The sequence below is a fragment of the Anaeromyxobacter oryzisoli genome (assembly GCF_022690765.1).
Classification (GTDB): Bacteria; Myxococcota; Myxococcia; order Myxococcales; family Anaeromyxobacteraceae; genus Anaeromyxobacter; species Anaeromyxobacter oryzisoli.
Map to the genome: position 1 here is coordinate 1 of NZ_JALCZA010000113.1, position 11,726 is coordinate 11,726.

Sequence of the window (11,726 nt, forward strand, 5' to 3'; positions counted from 1 at the left end):
GGGAGGTCGGCCGCGCGCCGGCGCCGGAGATCCTCGGCGAGGTGGAGCGCGCCCTCTCCACCTACGCGGCGGACCGGCTCGGACGTCCCGTCACCGGCCTCACCCGCGACGCGCTCGCGGCGGCGCTGGCCCGGGCCGGAGCGCACCCGCCCGCGACGCGCGCGCTGCTCGCCGCCCTCGAGGCGTGCGACACGGCGCGGTACGGCGGTCGCGGCGGCGCCGAGCAGGTGGTCGGCCTCGCCGAGCGCGCCGTGGCGCTCCTCGAGGAGGCGGACTGGAGCGAGGGCGCGGAGGAGGCGTCGTGACCGTGCTCGCCCTCGCCTTCGCCCTCGGGGTCGCGGCCGCCCCGGCGCCCGGCGGCGCCGACGCGCGCTTCCAGGCCGCCAACGCGGCGTACCTCGCCGGCGACTTCGCGGCGGCCGCCGCCGGGTACGAGGCGCTCGTCGCCGACGGCTACGACGGCGCCGACCTGCACCTCGACCTCGGGAACGCCCGCATGCGGCTCGGCCGGCGCGGCCTCGCCGCCGCCAGCTACGAGCGGGCGCTCCGCGCCGATCCGGGCGACGCGGACGCGCGGGCCAACCTCGCCCTCGCGCGCGCCGACGACGTGGACCGGGTGGTCGGCGCATCCGGCAGCTCCTTGCCGGCCCGCGTCGCGGCGCGGATCGGGGACGGCGCCGCCGCGGCCCTGTTCGCGATCGCGTGGGCCGCGCTCTGGCTCGCCCTCGCCGTCCGCCGGCGCGCTCCCGCCCGCGCGCGGGGCGCCCTCGCCGCCGGAGCGGTCGTCGCCGCGTGCGCCACGGTGGCCTCGGGCGCCCTCCTCGCCCGCAAGGTCGCCGACGCCCGGACGCCCGCCGCCGTCGTCGTCTCCGCCGCGACCCCCGTCCGCGAGGGGCCCGAGGAGGCCCTCCGCCCCGCGTTCGAGCTGCACGAGGGGACCCGCGTCCAGGTGCTCGAGGTCCGCGGCGAGGCCGCCCGGATCCGCCTCGAGAACGGGCTCGAGGGCTGGATGCGGACCGGCGACCTCGAGGTCATCTGATGATCCCCCGCGGCCCGACCGAGAGTAGCGCGGCCCGACCGAGAGTAGTACGCGGAAGGAAATGGAGGGGAGCGCAGAACGAGGGTCAGGGCCGAAGTCCGAGGTCGGGTTATCGAGGCGAATCTCCCCGGCGAGGTACGACGAATGCCGCGGAGAGGCACGACGAGATGCCGAACGACGTACACGACGCACCGAAGCCGGCGTGGCCGCGTGCGCGAGCCTCGGCGTCTCACCGGGAGAGCCGTTCAGTCTTGTCTTGGTTGACCGACAGGGTGCGGCTATCCGCATGTCCCGCCGCATAGTGCTGCGTGCTGGACGCGCATGAGCCACGTGCCGGGGGGAAAGAGAACGTCGCGCACGCCCGCCCTCCACGACTCGAGCGCCTTCCGGTAGGCCCATCCGAACTCCTTGAGCCGCTGGAGCGCCTCGATGCGTTTCCACTTGGCCCGGCACGCGACGCGAGGATTGAGTCCCCGCCGCGGCTCGCCGGAAGCGGGGCGCGCGTAGGGCTTCTGGGCGAGGACGCGGGCTGCGCCGAGGAAGGAGCGGCCTTCACGTTCGAGCTCCGCCGCGGCGCGGTCCTCGGCGTCGCGCAGTTCCTTGCCCAGCCGCTCGGGGAAGGCGGCGTCCGACTCGAACCCCGGAGGCCTGTTGAGCTGCAGGCTCACCGAGTCCGGCATGCGGCCCATCTTGCGGAAGAACCCCGCGGGCTTCTTCGCGATGATGGGCTCCCCGCCGATCAGGGCCGGGTCGGACCAGAGCCCTGGCCACTCCCGGCCGCGTCGGACGAGGCCGGCGGCGACGGGGTTCGCGAGGACGTAGACCATCTTCTCGATCACCGTGTCGTCGGTCTCGAGCCGGACGGCGCTGTAGGTGTCTCGCTCCCAGAAGCCGTCCCACCGGCCAAGGGAGAAGTTCATCGCCCGCGCGACCAGGCCGTCGAGGTAGCGGTGGAACTCGGGGAGCCGGGCGTGCGGGTCGGTCACGACCAGGTGGAAGTGGGTCGAGAGCACGCAAAACGCGTGCACCTGGATCTCGTACCGGTTCGCGGCGATGGCGAGGACGTACCGGAAGATGTCGTCGGTATTCCTCGATGGCCGGAGGAAGAAGCGGCGTTCCGAGCAGCGGCGCGTCACGAGATAGGTGGTGCCCTCGAAAAGTTGCCTGGGCGCGGTCATGCCCGAGGCTCAGGGCAACTGGCGTGCCGAGGAGGAATGGGCGAAAGTACCGGGATTGGGCGGAGCCGACCGTCCGCGCGGCGGACGGATGGTCCGCGGAAACTTCTCTCGGTCAGGCCCGGGGCCCTGGCTTAGATCCACGGTGTGGCCGTGAGCGGACGCGCGGGAGCCGTACGCAGCCTCGGGCGGATGCCCCGCCGGCGACCGCGTGTACCCGTGACGACGGAGCGCCCCGCCCTCGCGCTGGCTCCGCGAGCGAAGCCCGCCTTCGACGCCTACCTGATGGTGGACTGGAGCGCGAGCTGCGCCCCGAACACCGGCGCGGACAGCGTGTGGTGGGCGCTGCTGGAGTGGGTCGATCGCTCGGCGCGCCTCGAGAGCGGGAACTGCGAGACGCGGGGCGCGCTCGTGGCTCACGCCCGCGCCGTGCTCTCCGATCGGCTCGGGGATCGCCGAGCGCTGGTCGGCTTCGACTTCCCGTTCGGGTTTCCCCGCGGCTTCGCCGCCGCGCTCGGGCACGCGGGGCCGTCGCCCGACGCGTGGCGCGTCGTCTGGGCACGGCTCGCGGCGGAGATCGCGGATGGCCCCGACAACCGCAACAACCGGTTCGCGGTGGCCGCGGCGCTCAACGCCGCCGCGTCGGGGGGATTCGGCCCGTTCTATGGCCGGCCCCGGCGCGTCGCCCCGGAGATCGCGCGCACGCTCCCGGCGAGGCGGATCGGCTTCTTCTGCTTCCCCCTGCGGACGAGCAGCGGGCCGGAGCTCCCGGCCCGGCGCCTCGCCGACGACCGCGCGCGGGCTCGCTCTTCGCCGTGGTTCGTGTACGGCGGGGGGAACTCCGTGGGGGGCCAGGCGCTCGTCGGGATCCCCCGCGTCCGGGAGCTGCGCGCCGCGATCTCGGACGCGCGGATCTGGCCGTTCGAGACCGGCGCGCGGCTCCCGCCCCGCGAGCAGGCGCGGGTCGTGCTCGCGGAGATCTACCCGTCGCTGTTCCACGTCCGCGATCGCGCCACGGAGATCGTCCACGACAGGCTCCAGGTCGAGGCCGCCGCCCGCCGGTTCGCCGTGCTGGACGCGCGCGGCGACCTGGCCGCGCTGTTCGCCGCGCCGCCCGCCGATCCGGCCGTGCTGCACGAGGAGGGGTGGGTCCTCGGGGCGATGTGATCGGGGCGCAGCGGCCCCGCTCCCCCCTCCCTACTGGCCCGGGCGCCTCTTCCACATCCGCGGGTCGAGCGAGAACGGCTCGGCGGGCTCGCGCGCGAGCTTCCGGAACCGGGGGTGCGCCGGGTTCAGCAGGACGTTGTGCTCCTCCGACACGACCGCCGAGGGCACGAGCAGCGCCAGCGCCTCACCGCGGCGCGCCCACTCGGTGCCGAGCGCCGCGGTCGCGCCCGGAGCCGGGTAGTCACGCCACGACGGCGGGAGGCGATCCCGGGGGAGCCGCTCGATCGCGTCGTCGGGCAGCTCGACCCGGAAGCGATGAAGGACGCGAGGCGCGTCCTCTGGATCGAGGTGGACGAACAGCTCGAGGGCGGCGAGCGACAGGTGCTCGGCCGCGTACACGATCCGCGTCCCCGGTCGGTTCCAGCGCCCGCCGTACAGGCGGGCGCCCTCGCCGTCGAACGCGCGGCCCGGATCCGCGCTCGTCGTGATCCGCCACGCGACGAGCGGCATTTATGGCGCCACCCGCTTGCGTTGAGCGTCGCGAGGCACACGATGCCGTCGCCGAGCGGGGGAACACGACGACCGAGCAGCGCAGGCGTGCCTGTTGGCACGTCGAGCAGCGCAGGGAGGAGTCTGCCCCGCGCAGGCAGGCAGCGTGCGCCGCAGCAGCTCAATGCGAGTGGGTGTCGCCATCACGACGCCACTCCGGGGTGGGGCGGCGGCGAGCCATCAGCTGAACACCCCCTGCTCGATCCGCCCGAGGACGTTCATCACCGCGTCGAGGCCGAGATCGGTGTCGAGCAGCTCGAGCGGGGCCACGCTCCCCAGCGCCCGGTTCGGCTTGCGGATCCAGCGCAGCGAGGCGGCCCGGTCGCCGAGGACCTCCTCCGCGCGCGCGGCGACCCGCGCGAGGCGCACCAGGCGCTCGGACTCGTCCGGCGACAGCCGCTGCTCGCCGCGGCGGCGCGCGAGGGTGCGCTTCTTCAGGCGAAGGAAGTGCGACAGGTCCTCGCTCGACACGTCGAGGGCGGCCTTCGCGTTGGCGAGCGCCCGGTACGGCATGCCCTTCCGGACGAGCGCGATGAGGTCGAACTCGGTCTTCGGGGCCGACCGCCCCAGCGCCTGGCCACCCCCCAGGATCGCGACGACGCGCTCCGTCTCGGACACGGCTCCCCTTTCCCGGCACGCTGCCAACTGGCACCATAGTCCGTGCCACCCGGCAGCGCAACGACCGCTCGGCGCGACGGGCCACCGTCGCCGCGGCGATCCCCTCACGCGACCCGCAGCCGCGCCGCGAGCGCCCGGTCGCCGCCGCGCCGGAAGGCGTCGAGCGCGTCGTCCGCGGGCGACCGGCCGGAGGCGGCCCGCTCCTGGAGCGGCGCCAGCCAGGAGCGCTCGTCCTCGCCGCGCTGGCCGCAGCAGTGCTGCCGGCAGAGGCCGAGCGCGGAGGCCTCGAGCAGCGCCCTCGCGAGCTCCCCGAGGGTCCGCCCGTCGGCGAGCCGCCCGGCGAGCCCCTCCCGCCCCGCGGCGATCATCGCGGCGCGGCGGTCGGCGAGCGCGAGCCCCTTCACCGCCTCCCACGCCGAGGCGCGCGCCTCGCGGTCGTAGAGGATGCCCTTCCAGAACGCGATGAGCGCGTTCGTCATCTCCGCGTCGCACGCGTCGGCGGCCCGCACCTCCACGACGCCCTTCACCCGGACCTCGGGGAAGAGCGTGGTGAGGTGATCCTCCCAGTCCGCGAGCGTCGGCCGCTCGCCGTCGAGGCCGCTTTCGAGGAACGCGCGGAACGTCCGCCCGCCCGTCTCGAGGTAGGCGCCCCGGCGGCGCAGGAAGATCATCGGCACGTCGAGGGCCCACTCGACGTAGCGCCGGTACGGGTCGTCCAGGAACCCGGGCTCGAACGCGAACGCGAGCAGCCCCTGGCGCGCGGGATCGACCTCCTCCCACACCGCGACCCGGTAGCTCTTCCAGCCCGCCTCGCGACCGTTCACGATCGGCGAGTTCGCGAACAGCGCGGTCACCGCCGGCTGGATCGCGAGCGCCACCCGGAGCTTCTCGCCCATGTCGCGCGGGGACGAGAAGTCGAAGGACGCCTGGGCGGAGGCGGTCATCGCCATCATGTCGGGCGCGAGCCGCCCGCGGGCCGCGAGGAACGGCCGCATCACCCGGTAGCGGTTCTTCGGCATCCACGGGGCCGTGGCGGGGGTGCCCCAGGGCCGGTAGCCCGCCGCGAGGAACTCGAGGCCGAGCGCCTCCGCGAGCGCGTGGCACTTCGCGAGGTGGCGCTCGAGCTCGGCGGCGACCACGTGCACGTCGGCGAAGGGGCGGCCGGAGAGCTCGAGCTGCCCGCCCGGCTCGATGGACACGGTGAGGCCGGACTTCTGGGCGGCGATGACGCGCCCCTCCTCCTCGAACGGCTCGTAGCCGTACCGCGAGAAGGCGCGGAGCAGCGCCGCGATCCCCGCCTCGCCCTCGTAGGCGACGGGCGCGGTGGTGCCGGCGCGCACCGCGAGCTTCTCGTGCTCGAGCCCGACCTTCCAGGCGTCGCGGGGGCGCTCGCGCTCCGCGAACCAGCGCGCGAGCTCGTCCGCGCTCCGCACGGGCGGGCTCTCGTGGATCCGGGAGTCGAGCGACATCGCGCCGGGAATCTAGCGGCCGACCCCCGGCGGCGCTACCCCGTCGAGCCGCCCGCCGGCCGGGCCGGGAGGCCCCGGGCCGGGCGCCCGATGTGGGCGAAGGCGGCAGGTGCGAACCCGGCCCGGGCCGCGATGGGAAGAGCCACCGCCGCCGGACGTTTCACCGGGACGAGGCCTGACGAGGCCGCGGCGCCCGGGGACGAGGCCGCGGCCGGGGCCGTTCTCCTTGCATGCCCCTCGGGCCCACCCTATCCTCCGACGTTACGCAGGTTTCCGCTTGCCTGACCCATCCCTCCCGCCCAGGCGCCCCATGATCCGCCCCTTCCGGCTGTTCGCCACCCTGGCGGCGACGCTCGCGCTCGCGCTCGGCGTCACCGCCCGCCTCGTCCGCGCCGAGCCCCAGGCCGCGCCGACCGCCGTCGCGTACCGCGGCGCCGCCCCGCTCTCGGCCCGCTCGACCCAGAACGGCGAGTACCAGCTGGACCGGCTCCCGATCTTCTCGCGGGTGATCCTCCAGGTGAAGGACAACTACGTCGATCCCTCCCGCTTCGACCCGAAGGCGATGCTGGTGGCCTCGCTCGAGGCGGTCGAGAAGACGGTCGCCGAGGTGATGGTGCAGGGCGACGCGAAGTCCCAGAAGCTCACCCTCACGGTGGGCTCCGCGTCGCGCGAGCTCGACATCTCCGGGGTGAAGACGATCTGGGAGATCCGGACGGTCCTCGGCGAGGCCATGGGCTTCATCCAGGAGCACCTCGTCGCCCACAAGGACCTGCGCGAGATCGAGTACGCCGCGGTGAACGGCATGCTCTCGACCCTTGACCCGCACTCGATCCTGCTCGAGCCCAAGTTCTTCAAGGAGATGAAGCTCCAGACCCGCGGCGAGTTCGGCGGCCTCGGGTTCGTCATCGCGATGCGCGACGGGAACCTCACCGTCGTGAAGGTGCTGAAGAACACGCCCGCGCAGCGCGCCGGGATCAAGGCGAAGGACGTCATCACCAAGATCGAGGAGCAGTCCACCATCAACATGGACCTCCAGGACGCCGTGGACCGGCTCCGCGGCCGCCCCGCCAGCAAGGTCGCGATCACCGTCCAGCACGGCCCCACCGAGGCCCGCCGCCTCCACCTCACCCGCGAGGTGATCAACGTCGAGACGGTCCCGACGGCGCAGCTCCTCGAGGGCAACGTCGGCTACGTCCGACTCTCGCAGTTCTCGGCCAACTCGACCCGCGACCTGCTGGCGGCGATCCAGGCGGAGAAGGCCCAGGCGGGCGGGAAGCTCGAGGGGCTGGTCCTCGACCTGCGCGGCAACCCCGGCGGGCTCCTCGACCAGGCGATCCAGGTCTCCGACCTCTTCCTCTCCGACGGCGTCATCGTGAAGACCGTCGGCGAGGGCGACAAGCAGCAGATCCACGAGGTGAAGGAGGCGACCTCCGACCCGTCCGACATGACCACCCTGCCGCTCGTCGTCCTCGTGAACGGGTCGTCGGCGTCGGCGAGCGAGATCGTGGCGGGCGCCCTCAAGAACAACGACCGCGCCCTCGTGGTCGGCCGTCAGACCTTCGGCAAGGGCTCGGTGCAGGTGCTCTACGACTTCTCGGACCCGGCGAAGCCCTCCGAGGAGGCGGCCCTCAAGCTGACCATCGCGCAGTACCTCACTCCGGGTGACGTCTCCATCCAGGAGGTCGGCATCACCCCGGACGTCGCGCTCTTCCCCGGCCGGATCCTGAAGGAGCAGGTGAACCTGTTCGCGCCCCTGCGGTCGATGGGCGAGGCGGACCTGGACCACCACTTCTCGAACCCCACCTCGAAGGGCGAGCCCGGCGCGGCGGTCACGGCGGAGAAGCAGCGCCCGAAGCCGCCCCCCTCCCCGTTCGAGCTCCGGTACCTCCTCGACGAGAAGGAGGACGCGGTCGCGAAGCAGCTCAAGAAGGACGCCGCCGCGGTCTCTCCGCACGGCGACGACGAGCAGCTCACCCCCGAGCAGATCGAGGACGAGCAGAGCGACGCGAACCCCGACGAGTTCGTGGCCGACTACCAGATCCGGTTCGCCCGCGACCTCATCCGCCGCGCGCCCTTCGCGAAGCGGTCGAGGCTCCTCGAGGCGGCGAAGTCCTTCGTCGCCGAGCGCAAGCAGGACGAGGGGCGGCGCGTCGAGAGGCGGCTGAAGGAGCTCGGGGTGGACTGGGCCGAGGGGCCCTCGCACGGCACCCCGCGTGCGGTCGTGACGGTGACGCCCGCGGCGACCCGGGAGATCCGCGCCGGGGAGACGATGCCGTGGACGGTGACGGTGGAGAACCGCGGCGATGGCCCGTTCCGGCGGCTGCGCGCGTGGACCACCGCCGACAAGAACCTGCTCCTCGACCGGCGCGAGTTCGTCTTCGGGACGATCCGCCCCGGCGAGCGGCGGAGCTGGACGGTCCCGGTGAAGCTGCCGAAGGGGATGGACACGCGCCGCGACGAGGTCGTGTTCCACTTCGCCGACCAGGCCGGCAAGGCGCCGCCGGACGTGACGAGCGCGGTGGCGGTGACCGAGGTCCCGAAGCCCGTCTTCGCCTTCTCGGTCCAGCTCGACGACCAGCAGGGCGGCAACGGCGACGGCCTCCCGCAGCGGGGCGAGACGTTCCTGCTCCGCGTGGACGTGAAGAACGCCGGCCCCGGCGCCGCGAGCGAGAAGACCTACGTCTCGCTCAAGAACCTCGGCGACGAGAAGCTCTTCATCAAGAAGGGGCGCGACGTGATCGGCGCGCTCAAGCCGGGCGAGGTGAAGTCGGCCACCATGGAGGTCGAGCTCCGGCGCGGCTCGCGGAGCGACACGCTCCCGGTGCGGGTCGCGATCACGGACGAGAAGGCCGACGAGTTCGTGCAGGAGAAGCTCGACCTGGCCGTCGCGAAGGACGAGCCGGCCCGGAGCGCGGCGCATGGCGCGGTCCGCGTCGAGGCCCCCGAGGCGCTGCTCCGCGCCGGGGCGAGCCCGTCGTCGCCGGTGATCGCGGTGGCGAAGCGCGGCGCGGTGCTGCCGATGGACGCGCGGATCGGGGACTTCTACCGGGTCGAGTGGCACAAGGGGCGGTTCGCCTTCGCGGCGGACGCCGACGTGAAGGCCGCGGCCGGCGCCCGCGCGGGCGCCGTCGCGGAGGTGTGGCAGCGCGAGCCGCCCCGCATCGCGCTCTCGCCGGATCCGGTGAAGGGCGCGCCGGTGGTGGACGCGGCGACCCTCAAGCTCACCGGCTCCGCCGTGGTCCCGGCGAGCGCCGATCCGGGCGCCAGGCTCCGCGACGTGTTCGTGTTCGTGAACGAGCAGAAGGTGTTCTTCAAAGTGCAGCAGGAGAACGCCACCACGCCGCGGATGGAGTTCAGCACGGAGCTGCCGCTCCAGCCCGGGAACAACGTGGTCACGATCTTCGCGCGCGAGGACGAGGACTTCCAGACGCGGCGGAGCCTGGTGGTCTACCGCCGGGCGCCGGCGGAGGTCGCGCAGGACGCCCGGAAGGGCGGGGCCACGCAGTCGGCCGTGACGCGGTAGGCCGCCGCGGCAACCCGCCGCCCCGGCCGCTGGTCGGGGCCCCGGGGCCGGGGCCTGACCCGGGGCCTGACCGAGAGTAGTTTTCAAACTTCTCTCGGTCGGGAGCCGAGGCGTTCTGCATCGCCCGCCCGGGGGGGGCGCGGCAGGTCGCCGTCCGCTCCGGTGCGCCCGCCTCCCACCTCGCCGGCGGCGCGGGAATCCCCCGGCGCCGATTCGCGAACCCCCGGATGGTCCGGTAGAATTCGCGCCGAATGGCGGAGGTGAGAGATACCGCCTCCGCCCCTGCCGAGGGAGCGCGGAGCGGGACCGGCTTCGAGCTGCGGCTCGAGCGGGGCGGCGCGGCCGTCCGGCTCGCGGAGCAGCCGATCGTCCCCGGCCTCGCCGTGGATGTCCTGACCCTGCGGCTCCCGGACGTCCGCTTCCCGTTCGACGCCGGCCGGGGCGCCGCCCAGTTCCGCCACCGGCTCTCCGATCTCGCCGAGCTCCGCCTCGCCGCGACGCCCGCGCTCGTCGAGGCCGCCTTGGCCGCCGCGCCGCTCGCCGAGGCCGGCCTCGCCGACGTGAAGGTCGCCTTCCGGGAGGGCTCCGCGGAGCTCGCCGGCCGGGTCGCCGCCGGTCCCCCGTTCACGCTGCGGGCCGGGCTCCTCCCCGCCGGCGATCGCGGGGTGCGCCTCGTCTTCTTCGCGCCGCGCCTGTACGGACCGGCGCCGTTCCCCGCCGCGGCGCTGCCACACCTCGCGCGGAGGGCGCTCGCCGGGCTCGGCGACGCGGCGCTGCCCGACGACGCCCTCGCGGCGGCGCTCCGGCGGATCCTCGCGCCGCGCGGCTGGAAGCTCCCGCGCCTCGGCGCCGTCCGGCTCGCCCGGGCCGAGATCGCGGGCGGCGTCGCCCGGCTCGCCTGGGACGGGAGCGGCGCCGCCCCCGCCGCGATCTCCGCCGACCCCGACCTGCTCGCCGCCGACGAGGGGGCCCGGACCTTCGCCGCCGCGGAGGACGCCCTCGCCCGCGGCGATCCCGCCGGCGCGCGGGAGGCGCTCCTCGCCGCGGGGGCCGCCGCCACCGTCCACCCGTTCGCCGCCGAGCGGCTCCTCTCGCTGCTCGCCCTCGACGAGGCGTTCCACGAGGAGGCGCTCGACCTCGCCGCCGACTGGCTCGGCCGCCGCCCCGGGTTCGCGCCCGCGCTCCTCGCGGAGGCGGCCGTCCGGCTCGCCCGCGGCGAGGCCGCCCGCGCCGCCGCGCCGCTCGCCACCCTGGCCGAGAGCGCCGCGAAGCAGGGCGAGGCGTTCTCCGCGCTCGCCGCGACGGAGGCGGTGTTCGGGCTCCCCGGCGCCGCGCGCGAGGACGCGCTCCGCGCCGTGGAGGTCGCCCTGGCCGTCCGGCGCGATCACGTCCCGGCCCTCCGCGCCCTGCGCGACCTCGCCGCCGCCGGCGGCGACCGTGAGGCGCTGCTCCGCGCGGACCGCCGCCTCATCGCCTACGATCCGGATCGCGCCGGCAAGGCCCGCGCCCACGCCGAGCTCGGCGAGCTGCTCCTCGGCTCGGATCCCGCCGCCGCGCGCCTGCACCTGGACCAGGCCCTCCGCCTCGCCCCGGAGGATCCGGCCGCGCTCGCCGCCCTCGCCCGCGCCTGCGCCGCCGCCGGCGAGCCCCTCCGCGCCGTCCGCGCCCTCGATCGCCTCCGCGCGGTGCACCTCGCGCGCGGCGATCGCGCCGCCGCGGCGGCCGCCGCGGTCGAGGCGGGCGACCAGTGGGCCGGCCCCCTCGCCCACGCCGAGAACGCGCTGCTCCGCTACCGCGACGCCGCCGAGCTCGCCCCCACCCCGGCGATCCACGCCCGCGCCGCCGCCGCCGCGGAGGCCGCCGGGCAGTGGGCGGAGGCGGCGGATCACCACGCCGCGGTGCTCGCCTCCGTCGATCCCTGCGCCCCGGACGCCCCGGCGCTCGTGGTCCGGACCCGCCTCGCGCTCGCCGCGGTGGCGGAGCGCCGGCTCGGCGACCGCGCCACGGCCCTCGCCCACCTCGAGGCCGCCGCCGCCGTCGCCCCGGACGATCCCGAGGTCCTGGAGCGGCTCGCGGCCGTCCTCCGCGAGGTGGGCCGCCCCGCGGCGCTCGCCGCCGTCCTCGACCGGCTGACGCCGCTCCCCGGCGCGCCGGCCGCCCGCGCCGCGCGCCTCGCCGAGGCGGGC

Annotated in this window: 7 protein-coding genes and 2 pseudogenes; 5 read left to right on the forward strand and 4 right to left on the reverse strand. The window is 75.3% G+C overall.

Annotation, left to right across the window (positions count from 1 at the left end; genetic code table 11):
- Positions 1-305, forward strand: a pseudogene (locus MNZ27_RS21585) (hypothetical protein); the annotation flags it as partial.
- Positions 302-1,039, forward strand: coding sequence for an SH3 domain-containing protein (locus MNZ27_RS21590; RefSeq protein WP_242396153.1), 738 nt, complete (start codon positions 302-304; stop codon positions 1,037-1,039). The pseudogene MNZ27_RS21585 and the gene MNZ27_RS21590, both read left to right, overlap by 4 nt.
- Positions 1,040-1,317: 278 nt before the next feature.
- Here MNZ27_RS21590 and MNZ27_RS21595 read toward each other — a convergent pair whose 3' ends face one another.
- Positions 1,318-2,217: a transposase gene (locus tag MNZ27_RS21595; protein WP_242396154.1), complete on the reverse strand. Its 900-nt coding sequence runs from the start codon at positions 2,215-2,217 to the stop codon at positions 1,318-1,320.
- Between the two features lie 216 nt (positions 2,218-2,433).
- Here MNZ27_RS21595 and MNZ27_RS21600 point away from each other — a divergent pair, with 216 nt between their 5' ends.
- Positions 2,434-3,381, forward strand: coding sequence for a hypothetical protein (locus tag MNZ27_RS21600; protein WP_242396155.1), 948 nt, complete (start codon positions 2,434-2,436; stop codon positions 3,379-3,381).
- A gap of 30 nt (positions 3,382-3,411) precedes the next feature.
- On the opposite strand, the gene MNZ27_RS21605 is transcribed toward MNZ27_RS21600, so the two are convergent.
- The 3 genes from MNZ27_RS21605 to MNZ27_RS21615 all read right to left on the reverse strand — a co-directional run bounded on the left by MNZ27_RS21605 (position 3,412) and on the right by MNZ27_RS21615 (position 6,017).
- Entirely contained in the window at positions 3,412-3,891 is a 480-nt protein-coding gene (locus MNZ27_RS21605; RefSeq protein WP_242396156.1) for an RES family NAD+ phosphorylase, read from the reverse strand.
- A gap of 219 nt (positions 3,892-4,110) precedes the next feature.
- Complete coding sequence (gene parS / locus MNZ27_RS21610) at positions 4,111-4,548, reverse strand: type II RES/Xre toxin-antitoxin system antitoxin (protein WP_242396157.1); 438 nt, start codon at positions 4,546-4,548, stop codon at positions 4,111-4,113.
- A 104-nt stretch (positions 4,549-4,652) separates the two neighbouring features.
- Positions 4,653-6,017 (reverse strand): glutamate--cysteine ligase, encoded by a 1,365-nt coding sequence (locus MNZ27_RS21615; RefSeq protein ID WP_242396158.1) that lies wholly within the window; start codon positions 6,015-6,017, stop codon positions 4,653-4,655.
- 310 nt (positions 6,018-6,327) lie between these two features.
- On the opposite strand from MNZ27_RS21615, the gene MNZ27_RS21620 reads away from it, so the two are divergent.
- Positions 6,328-9,540 (forward strand): MXAN_5808 family serine peptidase, encoded by a 3,213-nt coding sequence (locus MNZ27_RS21620; RefSeq protein ID WP_242396159.1) that lies wholly within the window; start codon positions 6,328-6,330, stop codon positions 9,538-9,540.
- A 251-nt stretch (positions 9,541-9,791) separates the two neighbouring features.
- Positions 9,792-11,726: pseudogene (locus tag MNZ27_RS21625) on the forward strand (hypothetical protein); the annotation flags it as partial.